Origin of the sequence: Pararhodobacter zhoushanensis (assembly GCF_025949695.1) — a bacterium.
GTDB classification, from domain to species: Bacteria; Pseudomonadota; Alphaproteobacteria; order Rhodobacterales; family Rhodobacteraceae; genus Pararhodobacter; species Pararhodobacter zhoushanensis_A.
This window is the reverse complement of the sequence record NZ_JAPDFL010000001.1, coordinates 872428-894551: the sequence shown is the minus strand read 5'-3', so window position 1 is coordinate 894551 and position 22124 is coordinate 872428. Positions and strand designations below refer to the sequence as shown.

The 22124-nt window shown below is 64.2% G+C and carries 20 protein-coding genes; 13 read left to right on the top strand and 7 right to left on the bottom strand.

Annotated features, from left to right (window positions below; genetic code table 11):
- The first annotated feature begins 168 nt into the window (after window positions 1-168).
- The gene (locus tag OKW52_RS04430; RefSeq protein WP_264504635.1) at window positions 169-1203 is read left to right on the top strand and encodes a rhamnan synthesis F family protein; all 1035 of its coding nucleotides are present in this window, start codon (window positions 169-171) and stop codon (window positions 1201-1203) included.
- A 42-nt stretch (window positions 1204-1245) separates the two neighbouring features.
- On the opposite strand, the gene OKW52_RS04425 is transcribed toward OKW52_RS04430, so the two are convergent.
- Window positions 1246-2766: a hypothetical protein gene (locus OKW52_RS04425; RefSeq protein WP_264504634.1), complete on the bottom strand. Its 1521-nt coding sequence runs from the start codon at window positions 2764-2766 to the stop codon at window positions 1246-1248.
- Between the two features lie 263 nt (window positions 2767-3029).
- Here OKW52_RS04425 and OKW52_RS04420 point away from each other — a divergent pair, with 263 nt between their 5' ends.
- The 4 genes from OKW52_RS04420 to OKW52_RS04405 are packed head-to-tail and all read left to right on the top strand — an operon-like array spanning window position 3030 to window position 5340.
- Window positions 3030-3797, top strand: a complete 768-nt coding sequence (locus OKW52_RS04420; RefSeq protein WP_264504633.1) for an SDR family oxidoreductase — start codon at window positions 3030-3032, stop codon at window positions 3795-3797.
- Complete coding sequence (locus OKW52_RS04415; protein WP_264504632.1) at window positions 3794-4420, top strand: enoyl-CoA hydratase/isomerase family protein; 627 nt, start codon at window positions 3794-3796, stop codon at window positions 4418-4420. The genes OKW52_RS04420 and OKW52_RS04415 overlap by 4 nt, the downstream gene beginning before the upstream one ends.
- 33 nt (window positions 4421-4453) lie before the next feature.
- A complete protein-coding gene (locus OKW52_RS04410) occupies window positions 4454-4804 on the top strand; it encodes a hypothetical protein (protein WP_264504631.1) in 351 nt (116 codons plus the stop codon).
- Between the two features lie 41 nt (window positions 4805-4845).
- Window positions 4846-5340, top strand: a complete 495-nt coding sequence (locus OKW52_RS04405; protein ID WP_264504630.1) for a copper chaperone PCu(A)C — start codon at window positions 4846-4848, stop codon at window positions 5338-5340.
- 206 nt (window positions 5341-5546) lie between these two features.
- Here the strand turns inward: OKW52_RS04405 and OKW52_RS04400 are convergent, their stop codons facing one another.
- From OKW52_RS04400 to OKW52_RS04390, 3 genes are all read right to left on the bottom strand, one after another.
- Window positions 5547-6362, bottom strand: coding sequence for a C40 family peptidase (locus OKW52_RS04400; RefSeq protein WP_264504629.1), 816 nt, complete (start codon window positions 6360-6362; stop codon window positions 5547-5549).
- The gene (locus OKW52_RS04395; RefSeq protein WP_264504628.1) at window positions 6359-7780 is read right to left on the bottom strand and encodes a leucyl aminopeptidase family protein; all 1422 of its coding nucleotides are present in this window, start codon (window positions 7778-7780) and stop codon (window positions 6359-6361) included. The genes OKW52_RS04400 and OKW52_RS04395 overlap by 4 nt, the downstream gene beginning before the upstream one ends.
- Before the next feature lie 118 nt (window positions 7781-7898).
- Window positions 7899-8279 (bottom strand): hypothetical protein, encoded by a 381-nt coding sequence (locus tag OKW52_RS04390; protein ID WP_264504627.1) that lies wholly within the window; start codon window positions 8277-8279, stop codon window positions 7899-7901.
- Window positions 8280-8437: 158 nt separating this feature from the next.
- Between OKW52_RS04390 and OKW52_RS04385 the strand changes: the two genes are divergently transcribed.
- The 6 genes from OKW52_RS04385 to OKW52_RS04360 all read left to right on the top strand — a co-directional run bounded on the left by OKW52_RS04385 (window position 8438) and on the right by OKW52_RS04360 (window position 15969).
- Entirely contained in the window at window positions 8438-9091 is a 654-nt protein-coding gene (locus tag OKW52_RS04385; RefSeq protein ID WP_264504626.1) for a carbonic anhydrase, read from the top strand.
- A gap of 91 nt (window positions 9092-9182) precedes the next feature.
- Window positions 9183-10859: a SulP family inorganic anion transporter gene (locus OKW52_RS04380; protein WP_264504625.1), complete on the top strand. Its 1677-nt coding sequence runs from the start codon at window positions 9183-9185 to the stop codon at window positions 10857-10859.
- A 141-nt stretch (window positions 10860-11000) separates the two neighbouring features.
- Window positions 11001-11834 carry a 3-deoxy-8-phosphooctulonate synthase gene (gene kdsA, locus OKW52_RS04375; RefSeq protein WP_264504624.1) on the top strand — a complete coding sequence of 278 codons (834 nt, stop codon included), beginning with the start codon at window positions 11001-11003 and terminating at the stop codon, window positions 11832-11834.
- The gene (locus OKW52_RS04370; RefSeq protein ID WP_264504623.1) at window positions 11827-12639 is read left to right on the top strand and encodes a 3-deoxy-manno-octulosonate cytidylyltransferase; all 813 of its coding nucleotides are present in this window, start codon (window positions 11827-11829) and stop codon (window positions 12637-12639) included. The genes kdsA and OKW52_RS04370 overlap by 8 nt, the downstream gene beginning before the upstream one ends.
- A gap of 69 nt (window positions 12640-12708) precedes the next feature.
- The gene (gene glf, locus OKW52_RS04365) at window positions 12709-13866 is read left to right on the top strand and encodes a UDP-galactopyranose mutase (RefSeq protein ID WP_264504622.1); all 1158 of its coding nucleotides are present in this window, start codon (window positions 12709-12711) and stop codon (window positions 13864-13866) included.
- A gap of 213 nt (window positions 13867-14079) precedes the next feature.
- Entirely contained in the window at window positions 14080-15969 is a 1890-nt protein-coding gene (locus OKW52_RS04360) for a polysaccharide biosynthesis protein (protein WP_264504621.1), read from the top strand.
- A 12-nt stretch (window positions 15970-15981) separates the two neighbouring features.
- Here OKW52_RS04360 and OKW52_RS04355 read toward each other — a convergent pair whose 3' ends face one another.
- Window positions 15982-17007 (bottom strand): calcium-binding protein, encoded by a 1026-nt coding sequence (locus OKW52_RS04355; protein WP_264504620.1) that lies wholly within the window; start codon window positions 17005-17007, stop codon window positions 15982-15984.
- The gene (locus OKW52_RS04350) at window positions 16916-18733 is read right to left on the bottom strand and encodes a M10 family metallopeptidase C-terminal domain-containing protein (protein ID WP_264504619.1); all 1818 of its coding nucleotides are present in this window, start codon (window positions 18731-18733) and stop codon (window positions 16916-16918) included. Before OKW52_RS04350 ends, OKW52_RS04355 begins: the two co-directional genes overlap by 92 nt.
- 191 nt (window positions 18734-18924) lie before the next feature.
- On the opposite strand from OKW52_RS04350, the gene OKW52_RS04345 reads away from it, so the two are divergent.
- Window positions 18925-19911: a glycosyltransferase gene (locus OKW52_RS04345; RefSeq protein WP_264504618.1), complete on the top strand. Its 987-nt coding sequence runs from the start codon at window positions 18925-18927 to the stop codon at window positions 19909-19911.
- Between the two features lie 8 nt (window positions 19912-19919).
- On the opposite strand, the gene OKW52_RS04340 is transcribed toward OKW52_RS04345, so the two are convergent.
- Window positions 19920-20747, bottom strand: coding sequence for an ABC transporter permease (locus OKW52_RS04340; RefSeq protein ID WP_264504617.1), 828 nt, complete (start codon window positions 20745-20747; stop codon window positions 19920-19922).
- A gap of 81 nt (window positions 20748-20828) precedes the next feature.
- Between OKW52_RS04340 and OKW52_RS04335 the strand changes: the two genes are divergently transcribed.
- Window positions 20829-22124, top strand: a complete 1296-nt coding sequence (locus tag OKW52_RS04335; RefSeq protein ID WP_264504616.1) for a sugar transporter — start codon at window positions 20829-20831, stop codon at window positions 22122-22124.

Below are 22124 nucleotides of genomic sequence, written 5' to 3'. Positions count from 1 at the left end.
CCGGGGCCTCTGCTTTACGACTCACGACAAACCTCTGGGTTGAGTGAATCGCCCTGATGACCTACGCATGCACGTCGTCTCACGTGCATTTTTTCCGCCCATTACCAAGAGCCCTTAGTCCTCATGCTTCCCCTATGGAAAATCAAACGAGAGCTCCGGCGCCTCTGGATGCAAGCTATCCAATTCCCCTGGTTCTTCGTCGCAGCCCCCCTGCGCAGCGCTCATGACGCGCGAAAGCACAAGACCCTCACGCTGACGCAAGGGATGCGCGCCTTGCAGAAAGATGTCGCGGTGGTCCTCATCTTCCAGCCGCGCGGGCTGCAAGAGTCGACGCTGCACATGCTGGACCATCTCTATGCCAAGGGATTTGCGCCACTGGTCGTGTCGAATGCGCCGATCACGTCTCAGGACCTGAACCGGCTCAAGGATCACGCGTACCTGGTCATGCAGCGCCCGAATTATGGCTACGATTTTGGCGGCTACCGCGATGCGATCCTGCATCTGCTCGAGCAAAAGATCCCGATGCGGTTTCTGGTGGTGATCAACGACAGCATCTGGTTCCCGTTGAGCAATGACTGCACGCTCCTGGACCACGCACGGGCTGCCGACAAGGATCTCTTTGGCTATTACTACAACAAGCAATCGGAGGTTGATCAGCGCGCCCATCTGCAAAGTTACTTCTATTGCTTCGGACCACGGCTCGTGAGCCACACGGATTTTGCCGAGTATTGGCGGAAACTCTTTGTCACCAGCAACAAGAACCTGGTGATCCGGCGCGGTGAGATGCGCCTGACCGCAGCATTTCAGGCCAAGGGCCACAGCATCGGCTATTGCCATGACATCGCCGACCTCAAGACTGCGCTGAAATCCCTATCGAACGCTGAACTGAAGCAGGTAGTGGCCTATCAGATGCAGGTCGATACCAAGAACAGCGCCCGGCTCGGTCGCTATCGCGACGCCGACCCTGATGCTCCGGGCTGGCGTGACACAATCCTGGGACTGATTGATCAGGAAAAAATGGGGAAGTACTTCCTCATTGCGCATCCGCTGGTCTTGCTGGGCAAACTGCACGCACCGATGTTGAAAAAGGATCGGCAGCCGATGTACCAGCTTCAGCGGGCAGAGCTATTAGCCAGCGACATCGTCGATGAAATTTCACCGACGATGCGCGCCGCCATCGAAGGCTGGGATCAGCCAGAATAAGCGCGGCCACGGCGGGGTGCCCCGCCATGGCCCTGTTTTCGCTCAGAACGGCAGCGGTGCGCCGTTCACGGTGATCGCGCCGCCCGGACGGATCGCCACTTCGGATTGCAGGTGATCCTCGCCGATCGAGCGGCCCAGACCGTTGATCATCATCCGAACAAAGAACAGCTGATCGGCGGGCACCAGACCCATCGACTGCAAGCGGTTCAGCAGGCGCTCGCCACCAACCAGATCGAAGGTGAAATCACCCTCGGCATTGGGGCGGTCGCGACCGATCTGACCCATCAACCCGCCCAGCAGCGTCACCGCACCGCCGCCGGTGAATTCGGAATCCCCGACAGCAAGCCGCAGATCGTCCAGACGCACGCGCGAGATATCCAGCGGCGGCGTGTCACCCTCGCCGAAATCGGGGCCGATTTCGCGGGTCAGATGGCCGTCTGCGGTGACATCCACCGTCATCGTCACCGCATCCCCGGCAAACTGGCTTGCACCCACCATCGCCAGCAGCTCAGGCGAGGGTTGCAAGCCGTCCAGCGAAACCATGTAACGGAACAGCTGGTCGTCGGAGGTCACCACCAGCGGCGCGCCAAAGGCCATGGTCATCCCGGCCAGCTGCGCCGCGCCCTGCATCGGGCCAAAGTTGCCCGACAGCGCAAACGCACCCGCCGAGCCGGTGATGTCCGCGCGTCCGTCGGCCACGGTGATGGTGAAGTCGCTGGCGCCGCCTTCGGTGTTCATCGCCAGCGGGGTGGTCCCCATCGACTGGCTCGACGTTTGCCGCGACGCCTGCACGGTAAAGTTCAGCGACATCGCCATGCCCGCGTCAAAGGCCGCGCGCAGCATGCCGTCATCGCCCGACAGCATATCCAGCTCGGTCCCGCTGAAGGCCAGATGCGGCGCGGTCTGCACGCCCGATTGCGTGATCATGCCGCCGGTCTCGTTGGCCGGATCGGGGTAGACCAGATCATAGCTCACGCTTGCCGCATCAATCGTCAGCTCTGCCGTACCCTCGCGCGCGGCACGCAGCGACGCGTCCAGCGCGTTGATCGTCACATCAACCCGCATGGGGTCGGCCGAGGCCTGCGGCGTGCCCTTGATGGTCGCCGGCGGCGCTGCCGACGGCACCAGATGCGCCGTCAACGTGGGAAAGTTCAGATCCAGCGCGGCGTTCTGCTCGGTCAGCATGCCCAGAATCTCGCCGTCATGCGTGATCTCGACGGTGCGGGTCTGGTTACGACCGGTCTGGGTGGTCACCTGAAACATCGGCGAGGGGATCAGCGCCATCAGTTCGCCACGCGGCTGCAACGTCAGCGTGTCCATGCTGACGACCACACCGTTGGGGTCATTGGTCGGGAAAATCCGCACACCCGATGCGGTCACAGCGTTGCCGTTGTTGGCGACCGAGCCCGAGGTAATCGACAGCCCGGCCCCCAACGCCAGCGAGTTCAACCCGGCCCAGGCCTCGGCTGCGGACATGGTCTGGGCGCCAGCCGGGGCGGTTACGGTCAGCGCCAGCAGAATGGCGGTTGCGGCGACCCGGGGGCGGCCAGTGTAATCGAGCATGATGAAAACTCCCTTTGAGCCTCGCGGCAAAACAGGGCTGGATTCTGGCGGTGTGCCCGCAACCGTCAAGTGAAAAGCCGTGGCTCGGCGGGCTCTTGCGTAAAACAGCGCGTTACCCGGGTGTAACATGGCCGGGGCGCACGCCGGGTCACAGACACGCCGTCCGATTCAGGGCCCGATCCAGCTCTCGATTCAGGGCCCGATTCAGGGATGGTCACGCGGAAATCAGCGCGCTACCAAAGTGGCAAAATCAGGAGATCCGCATGACCAGCAAAACCGACCGCGATGCCGCCGTGCGTGGCAAATCCGTGCTCATCACCGGTGCCAGCCGCGGCATCGGCGCCGCCACCGCCCGCCGCTTCGCCGCCGCCGGGGCCAAACTGGGTCTGGCCGGACGCCCGTCGGCCGAGTTGCAGGCGGTCGCGGATGAAACGGGTGCTACGCTGATTCCCTGCGATGTCGCCGACGCCGCGCAGGTTTCCTCTGCCGTTCAGGCGATGGTCACGGCGCACGGTCGTCTGGATGTGCTGATCAACAACGCCGGCCTGATCGACCCGATCGCGCTTATTGCCCAAGCCGACCCCGACGCCTGGGGCCGCCAGATCGACGTGAACCTCAAGGGCGTGTTCTATGGCCTGCACGCCGCCCTGCCGGTGATGCAAAAGCAGGGCGGCGGGACGATCCTGACTGTCGGGTCGGGGGCTGCCTATAACGCGCTGGAAGGCTGGAGCGGCTATTGCGCGTCCAAGGCCGGGGCGATCATGCTGACCAAGGCGGCGCATCTGGAGGCGGGGGCGAAGGTGCGCGTGCTGTCGCTGTCGCCCGGCACCGTGGCCACCGACATGCAGCGCGCGATCAAGACCTCGGGCGTCAATGCTGTCAGCCAGTTGGACTGGGAGGCGCATATCCCGGCCGAATGGCCCGCCGAGGCGCTGCTGTGGATGTGCACCAGCGATTCCGACACCTATCGCGGGGCCGAGGTATCGCTGCGCGACGAGGGTATCCGCAGACGGCTGGGCCTGATCGCATGATCCGCCGTGAGGATGTCGGCCCGCTGACCCTTCTGACGCTGGACCGCCCGGACAAGGCCAACGCGCTCACCCGTGCGATGATGGGGCAGCTGGTGGCCGAACTGAAGGACGCAGGCACGCGGCAGCAGGCGGTGATCCTGACGGGCGCGGGCACGGTGTTCTCGGCGGGCGCGGATCTGGACGAGGCCCGCGCGGGCCTCGCCACCGATGGCATCTGGGAAGAATTGAGCGGCACCCTCGCCGCGCTGCCCTGCCTGACGATTGCCGCGCTCAACGGCACGCTGGCGGGTGGCGCGTTCGGAATGGCATTGGCCTGCGACATCCGGCTGGGGGTGCCGGGGGCCAAGTTCTTCTACCCGGTGATGAAGCTGGGCTTTCTGCCGCAACCCTCGGACTCGGCCCGGATGGCGGCGCTGATCGGACCCGGACGCGCCCGGATGATCCTGATGGGCGGGGCCAAGATCGAGGCGACCGAGGCGCTGAACTGGGGCCTGATCGACCGCCTGTCCGCTCCCGAGACCCTGCTCGAAGACGCCCGCACCCTGACCGCAGATGCTTGCGCGGCACCTGCCGGGCATGCGGGACGGATCAAGGCGCTCATCCCGCGCGATTGGTCGCACTAGCGCCCGACGCGGCCAGGCCCTAGATTGACCGTCATGAACCTCTCGCGCGCCCTGACCCTGTTCGGACTGGTGCTGGTGCTTGTCACCGGCTCGGTGGCGATGGCCACGGCGCGCCACCAGCTGCGCACGGTGGGTGAGGTGGTGATCTGCTCGGGCTACGGCCTGACCTCGATCAGTGTCGATGCAGAGGGCAACCCGACCGGTCCACGCATCCTGTGCCCCGATTGCGTCCCGGCCTTTGCCGCGCTGACTGACCCTGCTTTGCCCATCGCCGAGCGCGCCGGAACGCTGAACCCGATCCGCTTTGCATCGCGTGAGATCGCGGCCCCGCCGCCCCCGGCCCCCGTGCACAGCTGGTCACGGGCGCCCCCTGTCACGGCCTGAAAGCCAATCATTTTTCAGACCTTTCACAGACAGGATACCCTATGTTCCGCACTCTCTCTCTTGCTGCCGCCGCAGCACTCTTCGCCATGCCCGCCCTCGCCTGCGAGGGGGTCACCGTTTCCGACGCATACTTCCGCACCTCGGGCGCCATGGCCCGCAGCGGCGCTGCCTTTATGGTGCTCAACAATGCCGGCGACAGCGACTGCCAGCTGGTCGGGGCGCGCTCGGACCTCTCGTCACGGCTGGAACTGCACACGCATATCCAGATCGGTGATGGCATCATGCAGATGCGCGAAGTCGAAGAGGGCTTTCTCATCCCGGCCCACAGCAGCCACGCGCTCGAGCGCGGCGCGGATCATGTGATGTTCATGGGGCTCACCCATGTGCCCGAGCAAGGCGACAACGTCGAGGTTACGCTGATCTTCGCGGATGGCTCGGAACTGCCGGTCACCGTGGTGGCCGACAACGAACGGACGCCGATGCAGGGCCAGATGCAGACGGGCGGCCACGCCATGTCGCACGGCGCGTCGAACTGAGCTCGGGACGCAAGCCAGGGGGGCCTTGCCCCCTCTTGGCCTGACGGCCAATTCACCCCCCAGGATATTTAAGGACAGATGATAAGGTTTCGTTAACCCTGTTTCATTTTCTGTCTGAAAGTATCCACGGGGGTTCCCCAAGGGGGAGCGTGCTTCCCCCTTGGGCGAGGGAGCGCGAGGGGCGCGCAGCCCCTCGCCACCCGCCGTCAGCTTGCCGGACGCAGCCGCCGGATCACCGGCTCCGCCGCGCGCGCTTCCACAATGGCCAGATCTTCTTCGGTCACCGCCATATGATGCGCATTGGCGTGAATCAGACGGCCCGGCCCAGTGATCAGCCCCACATGCCCGCCCCAGAAAATCAGATCGCCGGCAGCCTCGTTGCCCGGCACCACCTCGACCCCGGCCATCGTGCTTTGCAGATCGCTGTCGCCCGGGCAGTCGCGGCCCTGCGCGCGCAACACCGCCTGCACCAGCCCCGAACAGTCGATCCCTGCTCTGGAGTTGCCGCCCCACAGATAGGGCGTGCCCAGATAGCTGCGGGCGACGCTGACCGGATCGGCGCTCCAGTCGCCCAACAGGCGCATGTGACGGGCCGGAATATAGCCTGCAGGTGTCACGGCGAAGCGCCCGACCTCGCCCGTGACGCACAGTCGCGCGCCCATCGACAGCGCGGCGCGCTCGCGTTGCTTGATGTCGGGTGCGGCGTAGAGATGCGTGGCCGGTGCTGTCACCCAATGGGTGACGGCGGTATCGTCGCCCAGCGCACTCTCAAGGATCCAGCCGCAATACCCCTCATCCTCGTCGAAGCCAAAGGCGTAGCCATCGCATTCGGTGATCACAGAGAACCGCGTGCCCATCAGCATCTGCCGGTCGCGCGCGCCGCCCGGCGTGGCGCAAAGATCCGCCAGCGCATCCGTCACGCGGTACCAGCGGCCGGGCACAAACAGCACCCCGTCCAGCGCGCCGCGCAGGCTTTCATGCGCCACGCCCCCGGCGGCGCGCAGATAGCGGCGGTCGGTCATTCGCGATTCTCGATGTCGGGCCCCAGCACTTCGGGCAGCGCCCAGAGCACGGCGCGCGCGCCCTGCCCCTGCCCGCCCTTGGGGCGGCCGGGCATGGCGCTCGGCTGCCAGCCATAGATGTCGAAATGCGCGAAGCGGCGGGTTTTCTGCACGAACCGGCGCAGGAACAAGGCGGCGGTGATAGACCCGGCCATCCCGCCTGATGGCGCGTTGTCCAGATCGGCGATACCCGGCTCGATCAGCGGCTCATAGGGCGCGTGGAAGGGCAGACGCCAGAGCGGGTCAGCCTCGACCATGGCGCCATCAGACAGGGCCAGCGCAAGGTCTTCGTCGTCGGTGTAGAACGGCGGCAGATCGGGGCCCAGCGCGACGCGCGCCGCCCCCGTCAACGTGGCCATGCAGATCAGCGCGTCCGGGTTTTCCTCATCCGCCAGAGCCAGCGCGTCGGCCAGAACCAGACGCCCCTCGGCGTCGGTGTTGTTCACCTCGACCGTCAACCCGTTGCGCGCGGTCAGGATGTCGCCGGGGCGCATGGCGCTGCCGGAAATCGAATTCTCAACCGCCGGGATCAGCACGCGCAGCCGGACCTTCCAGTCCAGCGCCATGATCATCATCGCCAGCCCGATCACCGTGGCCGCGCCGCCCATGTCCTTTTTCATCAGGCCCATCGACGCGCCGGGCTTGATGTTCAGCCCGCCGGTGTCAAAACACACGCCCTTGCCGACCAGCGTGATGCGCGGGCCTTCGTGGCCCCAGCGCAGATCCAGCAGGCGCGGGATCCGGTCCGAGGCGCGGCCAACCGCGTGGATCAGGGGCAGGTTTTCATGCAGCAGATCGTCGCCATAGGTGACCGAGACCTGCGCGTCGAATTCATCGGCCAGCGCCAGCACGCTGGTTTCCAGCTCTTCCGGCCCCATCTGCGAGGCTGGGGTGTTGATCAGGTCGCGGGTCAGCCATTCGGCGGCGGCAAGCACCTCGATGCGGCGCGCCTCGGCCCGGGGTGGGGCCTTGAGCGCCGGGATATCGGCATCACCGCCGGTGCGGTGGCGGAAGCGGTCAAAGCGATACCCAGCCAGCAGCCAGCCAAGCAACTGTTCGGGCAGTTCGTCATCCTCGAACCCCGAGGCCAGATGGTAGATCCCGCGTGGCAGTTTGCCGCGCGCGGCACCCAACGCCATCCGCCCACGGACGCGCGCCTGCGCATCGCCCAGACCAAAGACCGCCAGCGCCAGGCCGCCCGCCGCGTCAGGCACGCAGACCGTCTGTCCGGTTTTGGCGGCAAAGCCGACGGCTTCCAGCCAGGTGCGCACCCGTTCGGGTTGGGTATCGAGCCAGGCTGTCAGCCCCTCACTGCCGACGACATGAAGGGGTATCGAGGCGCTGTCGGGCGCGGCGAAGGCGGCATGGCTTTGGCGCATGGTCAATCTCACGGCTGGGTCGCCCCACCCTAAAGCGCATCGCGCCGAAAACGGAAGGGGGTTGCCGCTGTTTACCGCTCAACGCACTGTTTGCGCGCCGGACACCGCCGCCCTGAAGTCAGAGTGACAGCTCAGGCACTTCCCAGACCTGCGCCAACGAGCGGTCGCCAATGCGGACCAGACGTTCCCAGACCGCGCGATAGGCGACCACGTCCTTGCGTTGCGCGGTGACACCCATATCGCGTGAGACCCGAGCGAGCGATGACAGCCCGATTTCGGCACTCAGCCGCGACACGCGTTGCAGATGGGGTGCGACGCCGGTCATCTGTCCCTTGCGAACGCGCGCGTCCACTTCAACGAGACAATCGGAAATCGCTTCGACTGTTTGCATCACATGGGCCTCAGCCCCGCGATACCCTAAACGCTGAAACAGCGCATCCAGTGTTGCGGTATCGATAACGATCCGCTCACTGGGTCTGATCTCAAGAACCCGTGACATACCAGCACCCTTTTCTGCCTCACATGGAAACCCTTGCACCCGTCATCAGGATGTTGGATCCGGGCTAACAAAGTGTTGCCCCGGGCGCGGGTTCACGCTCGATTTTTCGATAAATTCAGACTAGCACTGAGTTTGGTCCGAATTAAGGCAAATTAGCGATGACCTACGCACGAAAGCTTCCAGGCTACCTGATAAATCGATTTCGTGGCTGGCGCGCCACGCACTACACCGAAAACAAGAGCTGGTTCCGCCATCTGGCACAGGAAGGACAGCATCCGCGGTCGATGCTGATCGCCTGTTGTGACTCTCGCGTCCATGTGACGGCGATCTTCAACGCCGATCAGGGTGAGTTCTTCATTCACCGCAACATCGCCAATCTGGTGCCGCCCTACACACCCGATGGCGACCATCACGGCACCTCGGCAGCGGTGGAATACGCCGTAACCGCGTTGAAAGTCGCGCATTTGCTGGTGGTCGGGCATTCCAACTGCGGGGGTGTCCGGGGCTGTCACGACATGTGTGCGGGCAAGGCGCCCGAACTCAGCTCGGGCTCCAGCTTTGTTGGCAACTGGATGGAAATCCTGCGCCCCGGCTATGAACGCACCGCCGACATTGCCGACGCGGAAGCCCGCATCAAAGCGATGGAGCTGGAAGCCGTGCGCATCTCGCTTTCGAACCTGATGACCTTCCCGTTCATCAAGGAAGCGGTCGAAGCCGAGCGCCTGACTTTGCACGGATTGTGGCACGATATTGGCGAAGGCGGATTGTCGGTTTATGATTCGGATACCGACCGTTTCGAACCGGTAGCCTGACCCGGCCGACACAAGGGCCCGGCGAAAGGCGTTGCACCTGTGAAGAATGGCGCGCTAGGGTCGCGCCATTCACTGTGAGCAGGGTCCTTTCATGCCATCGTCCGACCGGCTGGTTCCCGCCTTGGCGCGCGTTCTGCGTGAGGGCTACACGTTCAATCACCTCAAGCGCGACGCCCTCGCTGGGCTGACGGTCGCGATTGTCGCGCTTCCCTTGTCAATGGCGATTGCCATTGCCTCGGGCGGGACGCCCGCAATGGGGCTTTATACGGCGATCGTCGGCGGATTTTTCATCTCGGCCCTTGGTGGCAGCCGGTTCCAGATCGGTGGCCCGGCGGGGGCGTTCATCGTGCTGGTCGCCGCGACGGTGCATGATTACGGCATCGCGGGCATGATGCTGGCCACGATGATGGCGGGTGTGATGATGGGGGCGCTGGGGTTGTTCCGGCTTGGCTCGTACATCCGGTTCATTCCCTATCCGGTGACCGTGGGCTTCACCAGCGGCATCGCTGTGATCATTTTCTCCAGCCAGATCAAAGATCTGCTGGGCCTGACCCTGACCGGGCCAGAACCCGGACCGCTGTTGGAAAAGCTGCCGGTGATCTGGGACAGCCTGCCCAGCGCCAACCCTGAGACGATTGCGCTGGCAGCGGTGACGATTGCGCTGATTGTCGGGCTCAAGCGGTTTGCGCCGCGTCTGCCCAACCTGTTGATCGCCGTCGCCGGAACGACGGTTGCCGTCTGGGCGCTGGGGCTGAACACGCCGACCATTGTATCGACCTTCGGTGCCGTGCCCGCGATGCTGCCGCTGCCCAGCCTGCCGCCCTTCGACACCGCCCTGGCGCTGGCCGTGCTGCCCAATGCCATCGGGTTCACGCTGCTTGGCTCGATCGAGGCGCTGCTGTCCGCCGTCGTCGCCGACGGGATGAGCGGCAAACGGCACAATTCCAACATGGAACTGCTGGCGCAGGGCGTGGCCAATATCGCCTCGGCGATCATGGGTGGGATGGTCGCCACGGGCACCATCGCCCGCACCGCCACGAACGTGCGCGCGAATGCCCATAGCCCGGTGGCCGGGATGCTGCATGCGGCGTTCATCCTGCTCTTCATGATGGTTGCCGCCCCCTTGGTCGGCATGGTGCCGCTGGCCGCGCTGGCCGGGGTGCTGGCAACCGTTGCGTGGAACATGATCGAGCGTCACGCCATCGCCACGCTGTTCCGCTCGTCGCGCGGGGATGCGGCGGTGGTGCTGGTCACGCTGCTGCTGACCATCTTCCGTGATCTGACCGAAGCGATTGTCGTCGGTTTTTCGCTGGGCGCGGTGCTGTTTATCCACCGCATGTCCAAGGCGGCCGAAGTCTCGACCCTGATGCCGGACGACGACACCGACGACGAAGCCCCCGACGTCACCCGCAGCGATGAAATCCTGATCTACCGCATCCGCGGCGCGTTCTTCTTTGGCGCGGCGGCTTCGGTCGGGGCGGTGCTGGAGCGGATCGCCGATACGCACCGGGTGATGATCATCGACTTTGCCGACGCGGCGCTGGTGGATTCCACCGCGCTGCACACGGTCGAGGGGCTGGTCACCACCGCCAGCCGCCGCAACGTCGCCGTGATCCTGACCGGGGCGTCGCAGGAAACCCTGACACAATTCGCCGCACACGGGTTGCAGCCGCCCATGGTCGAGATTGCGGGCACCGTACAAGAGGGTGTCACACTGGCGCGCAAGAGACTGGGCCGCCCTGCCCCCCTCGCCGCCGAGTTGACCTGAGACCCGCCAAAGCCTATGCACCGCACATATACGACCATGCCGACCCGCTGCCTGCGTTGTCATGGTTCTGACCGATTGGCCCTCAGCAGGTCCGCGCTGCATCAAGGCACCGTCTGACCCTGCGCTGAACAGAGGAAATCCATGTCCCATATCGTCACCATCGGCGACATCGCCATCGGCGGATCGAACCCTTTCGCGCTGCTCGCCGGACCCTGCCAATTGCAAAGTCTGGATCACGCGCGGGCGATGTGCGCGGGCATCCTTGAAGCCTGCGCCCCCAGTGGCACCAAGCTGATCTTCAAGGCCAGCTACGACAAGGCGAACCGCTCGTCCATCGGCACCGAGCGCGGGCTGGGGATGGACGCGGGGCTGGAAATTCTGGCCAAGATCCGCGACGAATTCGGCGTGCCGGTTGTCACCGACGTGCATGAGCCCTGGCAGTGCGAGAAAGCCGCGCAGGCCGTCGACGTGCTGCAAATCCCCGCCTTCCTGTGCCGTCAGACCGACCTGTTGCTGGCCGCCGGTGAGACGGGCAAGGCGATCAACGTCAAGAAGGGTCAGTTTCTGGCCCCCTGGGACATGCGCCACGTCGCCGCCAAGATCGAAAGCACCGGCAACCGCAACATCATGCTGTGCGACCGGGGCACCTCGTTCGGGTACAACACGCTGGTGACGGATTTCCGGGGCCTGCCGACCATGGCGCAGACCGGCTATCCGGTGGTGTTTGACGCCACCCATTCGGTGCAGCAGCCCGGCGGACAGGGCGCAACTTCGGGCGGGCAGCGCGAATTCGTGCCGGTGCTGGCCCGTGCCGCCTGCGCCGTGGGCATCTCGGCGCTGTTCATCGAGACGCATGAAGACCCCGACAACGCCCCCTCGGACGGCCCCAACATGGTGCCGCTGGACCAGATGGAGGCCCTGATCGGCCGGTTGCGCGCCTATGACGCGCTGACCAAGGAGAACTTCGATGCGTGATGCTGTGATCGTTATCCCGGCGCGCTATGCGTCGACCCGCTATCCCGCGAAACCGCTGGCCACGCTCAAAGGCGTTTCGGGCATCGAGCGCACGTTGCTGGAACGCTCGGTGATGGCCGCCCGCGCCGCCGCCGTGTCCACACGCGGCGTGACCGGCCTGTTCGTCGCGACTGACGACGAGCGCATCGCGGCCGAGGCCAAGCGCGTGGGTGCCGATGTCATCATGACCGACCCCGCCTGCGCCAATGGCACCGAGCGCGTCGCACAAGCCGTCGAGCGCGCCGGACTGGGCCAGCCGATCATCGTCAACCTGCAGGGCGATGCGCCGCTGACCCCGCCGCATTTCGTCTCGACCCTGATCAACGCCATGCGCGAGGACGAGACGCGCATGGTCGCAACGCCCGTTCTGCGCTGCGACCGCGAGTCGCTGGACAATTTCCGCAACGACCGGCGGCTCGACCGCGTCGGCGCCACCACGGTGGTGCGCGACCTGCAGGGCAACGCGATCTATTTCTCGAAAGAGGTGATCCCCTTCACCGGCACGCTGAAGGCTGACGGTCCGATCCCGGTGTTCCACCATGTCGGCCTTTACGCCTATACGCCGCAAGCGCTGCGGCTCTATGCCAGCCTGACGCCCGGTGAGCTGGAACAGCTCGAAGGGCTGGAGCAGCTGCGTTTCATCGAGCACGGCCACAAGATCGCCGCCGTCGAAGTCAGCGCGCCGGGCGCATCCTTCTGGGAGCTGAACAACCCCTCGGACGTGCCGTTGATCGAAGACTACCTGCACCGGATGGGCATGGAATAACGGGTAACGGGGGGCGTTGCCCCTCTCTTTGGCCGCCAGAGTATTTCAGACAAGATGATGGGGCGCGGATTGGCTCAACAGCGTGAGTATCTTGTTGTCGGAGCGGGGCTTTCAGGCGCGGTTCTGGGCCGCGAGCTGGCAGAGGCCGGGCACCGGGTGCGCATCGTCGAGGCCCGCAACCACATCGCCGGAAATTGCCATACCGAACGCGATGCCGAAACCGGCGTTCTGGTCCATGTCTATGGCCCGCATATCTTTCACACCAACGATACCGAGGTGTGGGAATACGTGTCGCGGTTCGAGCAGTTCCGCCCCTACAAGAACCGCGTCAAGGCGCAGACCGGCGGGCGGGTGTTCTCGCTGCCGATGAACCTGCTGACCATCAACCAGTTCTTCGGCAAGACCCTGCGCCCCGACGACGCCCGCGCCTTTATCGAAACGCAGGCGGATCTCAGCATTACCGATCCGCAAAGCTTTGAAGATCAGGCGCTGCGCTTTGTCGGACCGGCGCTGTATGAGGCCTTCTTCAAGGGCTACACGCAAAAGCAATGGGGCTGCCACCCGCGCGAACTGCCCGCCTCGATCCTCAAGCGCCTGCCGGTTCGCTTCAACTACAACGACGACTATTTCGCCCACCGGTTTCAGGGCATCCCCGAAGCCGGCTACACCGCCATGGTCGCGCGCATGCTGGACCATCCGGGGATCACCGTGGCGCTTAACACGCCCTATGATCCGGCGATGGCCGACACGGTCGACCATGTCTTCTGGTCCGGCCCGCTGGACGGCTGGTTCGGCTATGACATCGGGCGGCTGGGCTACCGCACGCTGGATTTCGAGCGTTTCACCGCGCCGGGCGACTGGCAGGGCTGTGCCGTGATGAACTATTGCGATGCGGATGTGCCGTGGACGCGGATCACTGAGCACAAGCATTTCGCGCCGTGGGAGACGCATGAAGGCTCGGTCCTGTACCGCGAATTTTCCCGCGCCGCCGAGCCGGGGGACACGCCGTTCTACCCGATTCGGATGGTCGAAGAGAAAGCCTTGCTGGGCCAGTATACGGCGCGCGCGCGCGCTGAACGCGGAGTTACCTTCATGGGGCGGCTGGGCACGTATCGCTATCTCGACATGGATGTGACCATCCGCGAAGCGCTGGACGCGGCGCGCGGTGTGCTGACATGCCTCAGCCAAGACACGAAGATTCCCGCATTTTTCAGTCAGCCGACCTGATTTGCGGCACTGCAGCATAAAGCTGCAGCGCCGGACGCGCTGCCACTCGAACGGGCAAAGACTGGCAGCAAACCGCCATTCAGACGATTTTAGCGGTAAATCTTGGTGCTATTTGGCGGAAAATCGCCCATTCTGGGCTTGGGGATGTTCATTTGAATCCCACGGCTCCATTTGATCGTCTTGATTGAATACTGCAGTTGCATTGGTACACGCATGCTCGAACGCCTCACCACACTTTCGCGGTCGGCCAAACAGACGATTCTGTTGATCCTGGATATTGTCCTGGTTCCGGCGTCGCTGTTGGTGTCGATGGCGATCTTGTCGGGCTATCTGCCGAGCGCGGCGGCCATCGCCGCAGAGGTTCCTGCGCTGATCCTGCTCACCACGGCCTCGGCGTTTTTGTCGATCGCGTTGGGTCTGCCGCGCGTTCAGCTGAAATCGTATGAGCTTTCGGCACTGGGGCGCTCGGCCGCATTGGCGGCTGTGCTGGCCGGGATTCTGGGCATCATGGTGATGGCCGGGCTGTCCGCTGTCGAAGTCGGCGCGCCCGTGGTTCTGGCGCTGATCTACACGGTATTCAGCGCAGCGTCGCGGCTGTTTTTGCTGCAGATCCTGATCTCGGTCTATCGTCAGACCGGGGCCGAAACCCGCGTGATGATCTATGGCGCGGGCCTGACCGGGGTTCAGCTGGCGATGGCGCTGAAATCCTCGCAGGATGTGCGGTTGCTGGGCTTTCTGGATGACAACACGGTCCTGCATGGGATGACCGTTGCCGGGCAGACGGTTTACCCCGCACAGCGCATCGAAATGCTGCTTGAGGCGCACAAGATCGACAAGGTCTTGCTGGCGATGCCCTCTCTCAGTCAGCCGCGTCTGGCGCAGATCGCCCGCCGCGTGTCCAGACTGAAGGTCGAAGTGCAGACCCTGCCGTCCTTTGCGCAGCTGATCGGTGAAGAAGCCATCGTCGACAAACTGGCGCCGGTCTTGCCGCAGTCGGTGCTGGGGCGCGAACATTTCGCGGATGCGCTGGACGGCGGCTGCGGGGCGTATGAGGGGCGCGTGGTGATGATCTCAGGCGCTGGGGGCTCAATCGGGTCCGAGCTGTGCCGCCAGATCCTGCACTGCAATCCCACCAAGCTGGTTTTGCTGGAAGTCACCGAATTCACGCTGTTCTCGATCGAGCGCGAACTGCGCGCACTGGCCGAAGAGACCCTGTGCCAGATTGTCCCCGTGCTGGCCTCGGTCTGCGATGCCCGCGCGGTGACTGCGACGATCCGCACGCATGGCGTCAACGTCATCCTGCACGCAGCGGCCTATAAACATGTGCCGATGGTCGAACGCAATCCCATCGCCGGGATCAGCAACAACATCTTTGGCACGCTGACCATGGCGCAGGCGGCTGCCGACAATGAGATCGAGCGTTTCGTTCTGGTCTCGACCGACAAGGCCGTGCGCCCGATTGGCGTGATGGGCGCGACCAAGCGTCTGTCGGAAATCGTCGTCGGCGATCTGGCGCGGCGCAACAGCACGACGATCTTTGCCATGGTGCGGTTTGGCAATGTGCTGGGTTCTTCTGGCTCGGTCGTGCCGATCTTTTACGAGCAGGTCAGCCGGGGCGGGCCAGTCACCGTCACCGATCCCGACGTCACGCGATATTTCATGACCATCCAGGAAGCCTGTCGCCTTGTGCTGTGGGCCGGAACTCTGGCGCAGGGCAGCGGTGAAATCTTTGTGCTGGATATGGGCAAACCGGTCCGCATCGTCGAACTGGCGCGTCAGGTCATCGAAGGCTCGGGCTATTCCGTTCGAAATGCAAGCAACCCTGACGGGGATATCGAAATCATCACCACGGGCCTGCGCGACGGCGAAAAGCTGCACGAAGAGCTGTCGATTCATCAAAAACTGGCCCCCACAGCCCATCCGAAACTGTCGCGTGCGCGCGAGGTTGCCTTGTCCGAATTCGAGATTGCGCGCGCCCTGCAAGGGCTGCGCAGCGCGGTGGACAAAGGCGACGCGAATGCCGCGGTCGAGGAAATGATGCGTTGGGTCAAGCGGGATCTGGTCGCCAACACCGCCCCCGGCGTTGCCACCGGCGACCTGTGACCGCGGCCATCCTTACATGATTTCGATGTAGTCGGGCAGGTTGTCCAGGTCAGCGAACCCGTTCAGGATGACCACATTGCCCCCGACATCGCTGAAATCGAGCACCACATTGCCCTGATCATCCAGCGAGCCGAACCGCTCGACGACCTGTTCTGCCGTCAGATCGCCAAGCGGGAACCAGATCCAGTCATCCAGACGGATCAGATCGCCCTCATCGGGGTTGAAGTCCATCAGCCTGCCGGTGTCGTGATCGCGGAAAAACTCGAACACATCCGCCCCGGCCCCGCCCCAAAACACGTCATAGCCCGACCCACCGCGCACCGTGTCGTTACCGGCGCCGCCACTGATCTCGTCGTCGCCCTCACCACCCACAAGCCAGTCATCGCCCGCACCGCCCTGGATCGTGTCGTTACCCTCATCCCCCCAGACGCGATCATTGCCACTGCCCGCATCAATACTGTCGTTACCTTCCTTGCCATACAGCAGGTCGTTCCCGTCGTCGCCAGCGACCAGATCGTCGCCTTTGCCCGCCATGATCTGATCGTCACCGTCGCCGCCCAGCAGTGTATCGTCACCAACTCCGCCCCAGAGGGTGTCGCGACCGGTGCCGCCATCCAGAACATCATTGCCACCGGCGCCAAAAAGCACGTCATTGCCGCCCCCGCCGCGGACGGTGTCGTCGCCCCGGCCGCCGCCGGCGGCATCATCGCCGTCCTCGGCATCAATCAGGTCATTCCCCCAGCCGCCAAAGATAAGGTCGGTGTCGACGCCCCCCATCGCGGTGTCATCGCCGTTGCCGCCGAACATCCAGTTGCGTCCGCCTGTGTCGGAAAGATAGTCGTCGCCATCGGCCCCCCCCAGGGTATCGGCCCCGCCGCCCCCGAAGATGGTGTCATTCCCGGCCCCGGCCATGAGCAAATCCTTGCCACCCCCGCCGTCGATCCAGTCATTGCCCACGCCGCCAAGGACGGTGTCTTTGCCGCCGCCGCCGATCAGCGTGTTCTCGCCATCGCTGACCTCGATCGAGATCCTTGCCATCCCCGCCGTCGATCCAGTCATTGCCCACGCCGCCAAGGATGGTGTCTTTGCCGCCGCCGCCGGTCAGCGTATTATTACCACCGGTGACCTGGATCGAATCCTTGCCGCCCCCGCCGTCGATCTGGTCATTGCCGTCGCCGCCCGACAGACTGTCATTGCCATGGCCACCCTCGATGGTGTCGTCGCGCTCGGTGCCCGTCAGCACATCGCGCAAATCGCCGCCGATCAGATGCACACCGTCATTGGGCGGTGGGACTTCCTGGGGTTCCTCAGGCTCGACATAGGCGAAATGATCGCCCCAATCGAAGCCTTCGGGGAACAGATCGCGAAGCGACAGCGGCCGCCCGTCCGCGGCCGTCAGCACGATGAAATGACCGCGATACTCCAGGATCATGCCATGCGACGTCGTGGTCACCGTCAGTTGCGACGGATCGCGCAGCATCGGCAGATCGGACAGGTCCAGCCGGTCCATACCGCGCTGAAAATCGGTGATTTCGGTCGTGCCACTGCCATTGCGGATCACGAACACATCCTGTCCGCCGCCGCCCGACATCTTCGTCCCGCTGTCGCCGCTAACCAGAATATCCGATCCCGCACCGCCCACCAGCGTGTCGTTCCCGCCCAGCGCCATCAGAATATCGTCGCCGCCGGTGCCCGTCAGCCTTTCGGCGGCGGCCGTGCCGCCCTGCACTGTGCCCAGCGACGACAGGTCCAACGTGAACTGCGTCACGCCGCTTTCATTCTGCGCGCCGACGAAGATGTGCAGCGTCGATCCTTCGACCGCCATCGAGATCGCGCTGACCTTGTGCATCGAGGTATCGCTGGTGTCGCCGACGGTCTGGATCGCCACCAGCGAGCCGTCCGGCAGCATCTGGAACAGCGTCACCCCGTTATCCGCACCGCCCGCGACGACAAAGACATGGTCGCCCACCTGCAGCACATCCATCGCCTGCACACCCTCGAACCGGGTGTTGCCGGTGTCGACAACATGGTCGACCGGTACCAGAGCGCCGCTTTCGGTCAGTTGCATCACCGACAGCGACGAGGTTCCGGCGCAGGCGAGGATGACATAGGTCATCCCGCCGATCTGCACGACCTCCATCGCGGTCGGTGCGTCGATGCCAAGACCCTGCTCGACGCCGATGGTGCCGGTTTCGGTCATCCGGCCATTGGATTGATCGACCCGGAAGGCCGTAACCCCGTCCGTATCCCCGCCCAGCGCCGTCAGCACATAGCTGTGGCCCCCGACCGTGACGCCGACAAGGTCCACCAACTGCGCCCCGTCAAAGCTTTGCGGGAACAGTGCGCTGGTGCCGTTGGTCATGGTGAGCAGGGCTTCAAGATGACCCGTGCTGCCGTGTTCGGCGGCATTATCCGCATGCCACCAGCCGGTCGTTGTCTGTCCACCGATGCTGCCATCGGCGCGCAGGTCGTAACCGATCAAGCCCTGCGCGCGGGTGCCAATCAACAGCGTGAAACCGCCGCCGGTTTCGGCAAGGATGATTTCGTCGTTGACGGTGCCGGTGATATTGTCGGGAAAGATCACCTGCGTATTCAGATGCGCCTGACCGTCGCTGCCGATGACGTAATCGACCAGTCCGCCGTTGCGGCCTGTGCTGGAATACAGATGCACCTGCCCGCCAACGAGCACCGCTTCGAGATCGGTGATGCCCGCATCGAGCATTTCCGTCCCTGACCCGATCACGCCCTGCAACTGTAGCCGCATGATGACACCCTTAATCCACCAGGGACCAGTCTGCCGCAACCGCATGGCGCCCGGCGCCCGAGATTATGGCGAAATCATGGCGTTCACCTTGCATTCGACTCGATTTGCGCCGGGACTTTGCGCAGCCTGTACGGCAGGATTTGACAGCATCAGCCCGGCGGCCTAGCTGGGCTGCGGCGAAGGGGAACAGGATGCACAACTCAACAGGGGCCGGAAACGGGCGGGTCGTGGCGGTGGTTGTGACCCATCAGCGGCTGGCCCAGCTGCGCGTCACGCTGCCCGCCCTGCTGGCCAGTGACCCGCAGGCGCTGGCAGCCGTGCTGGTGGTCGATAACGCGTCGGACGACGGCACGCCTGAGTGGCTGGCAGCGCAATCCGATCCCCGCCTGAGCGTGCTGCGTCTCGATGAGAACCGCGGCGGCGCGGGTGGGTTTGACGCGGGCATGCGCCGCGCGATGCGCGATCTGTCGCCCGACTGGATCGTGGTGATGGACGATGACGCGCGGCCCGAACCGGGCGCGATGGCCGCGTTTCAGGCACTCGATCTGAGCGGCTATGATGGTTTCGCCGCCGCCGTGCGGCACCCGAACGGTGCGCTGTGTGAGATGAACCGCCCGACCTATAACCCGTTCTGGCACAAAGGCATTTTGCTGCGCACCCTGCTGGGCGGCGGGCGTGGCGCGTTCCATCTGGGGCCCGAGGATTTCGCCACCCCCGGCCTGCGCGCGATCGACGGCGCGTCCTTTGTGGGATTTTTCGTGCGCGCAGCCGCCGTGCAAAGGCGCGGCTATCCTGACCCCGCGCTGTTTTTATATGGCGACGACGCGATTTATACGATGGGGCTGACCAAGGCCGGGCACCGGCTGGGCTTTGACCCCTCGGTGCGGTTCGAGCATGACAGCAGCACCTATTCCGCCGCCGACCCCCGGATCAAGCCGCTGTGGAAGGTGTATTACTACCACCGCAATCTGCTGATCCTGTACCGCATCGCCACCGGCCTCTTCTTTGTGCCGGTGCTGTGCCTGTACCTGCCCCGTTGGCTGCTGCGCCTGCGCCACCACCGGGGCGAACGCGGGCGCTTCCTGCGGCTGTTCGGGCTGGCACTGATCGACGGCCTGCGCCGCCGCACCGACCGCGCGCGGGCCGAGGTCTTGCGGATCGCCGAGGGCCGGCGCTGAGAGCCGCGTCAGCGGTTGAGCAGATAGAGGTGATGCTTGCGCAGCAGCAGCAGACCCACGACCAGCGGAATCAGCGAAAAGAGCACCACATAGGTGACCGAAATGTAGTTGGGCTGATACGTGGAATAGAACGCCTCGCGCATCATGCCGGTGATGTGAATGAGCGGATTGTACCACATATAGGTCTGCGCTTCGCTGGGCAGATCCTCGTACAGCAGAATGACGCCCGAAATGATCATCAGGGGCGCTGACATGATGCCCCAGATATTCGACCAGATCACGACGCGTTCGAACAGGTAGCAGTTCAGCACACCGATGCCGAACCCAAGCAGCGCTGACAGCGCCATCGACAGGATGGCCATCGGCCAGTCAATGATCAGCGTCAGGCCTTCATAGAGGATGATGCCGGTCAGGATCAGAACCGTAACCGCAACGGTAACCAGCGTGTTCAGGATCAGGCGCGCCAGCACGGCATCCATCCACGTCACACCGGGATAAGAGAGCAAGGCCTTGGAATAGCTCAGGCTCTTCGCGATCATGCCTGAGTTGCTCCTGAACATGGTGAAGGGCATGATCCCCGTCGCCTTGAAGAAGATGAAGCTGGTCCCCAGGGAAGGCGACCGGGCGATCAGGGAAAACGCCATACCCAGAATGATGATCGTCGCCAGCGGCTGCATGATGGCCCACGCAAAGCCACCGGGTGTGCGACCAAAGCGCGTCGTCATCTCGCGCAGGACCAGCGCCGTAATCGTGCGCACCGACCGGAAATTGCGTGACAACGCCACGTCCGGAATGCGCCCGGTTGGCAGACGTGGCCCTGAAATGTCGCTCGCCACCTGTACGTCCTTTTTCTGGCCTTTGGCGCGGGGACTATGTAGAAATCACGCCGACAAGGCAAATAACCTTTGGAGAGCCGCGTGAACGACGACACACCCGCAAGGGGCAAGCGGCAACTGAACCCCGGCACCCCCCAGCAGGCGCGACAAGCGGAACGACAGGCGGCGCGCAAGGCCCGCGCTGCCTCGGCGCTGTCGGGGGACAATGACACGGACCAGAGCGAGCCCACCGGCGAAATACGGGTGCGCCCCGTCGCCGCGCCCGCTCGGATCCGGCGGCGCCATCGGGGGCTCTTTTTGTCGTTCGTCATGATGGTCGTGCTGCCGGTCACGCTGGCAACGGCCTATCTGTACGTTCTGGCGCAGGACCAATACGCCTCGACCACCGGCTTTACCGTGCGCAGCGACGAATCCGCGTCGGCAACGGAAATGCTGGGGGGATTGAGCGCGATCGTCGGCGGCGGCTCGTCGTCGAATACCCATGTCCTGTACGCCTATATCCAGAGCCAGCAACTGGTCGAACGCGTGCAGGAACAGGTCGATATTCGGTCGCTCTATTCGCAAAACTGGGACTCGGACCCGCTGTTTTCCCTGTGGCCCGATGCCACGATCGAGGATCTGCTGTGGTTCTGGCAACGGATGGTTGTCATCTCGTATGACATGAACTCGGGCCTGATGGATGTTCAGGTCAAAGCGCATACCGCCGAAATGGCGCAGCGTATCGCGCGGATCATCGTCAGCGAGAGCGAACAGATGATCAACGCGCTGAACGAACAGGCGCGCTCGGACGCGATGTCCAACGCCGAGGCCGATCTTGAGGCCGCGCTGGCGCGCCTGCGCAGCGCGCGTGAAGACATCGCCAGTTTTCGCGCCCGCACGCAGATTGTCGACCCGCAGGCCGATATCGCTGGACGGATGGGCGTGATCAACGGGCTGCAGGAGTCGCTGGCGACGGCGCTCGTTGACTATGACCTGCTGTTGCAGACCACCGCCGAAAGCGACCCGCGCGTGCGTCAGGCCGAGCGCCGCATCGAAGTGATCCGCCAGCGCATCGGCGAAGAACGGCGCAACTTTGCCACACAGGACGTGACTGTCTTTGATACCGATTATCCGCGTCTGATCGCCCAGTTTGAAAGCCTGACGGTCAATCAGGAATTCGCCGAGCGTACCTATACCGCCGCTCTGACCGCGCTTGATGCCGCACGGTCGACCGCCCAGCGCCAGAGCCTGTATCTGGCAACCTATGTGCAACCGACGCTGGCGCAACGGGCAGAGTATCCGCAGCGGTCGCTGCTGGTGTTGCTGACCCTGATCTTTGCCGGGCTGATCTGGTCGGCCCTGGCGCTGATCTACTACAGCCTTCGCGACCGGGGTTAA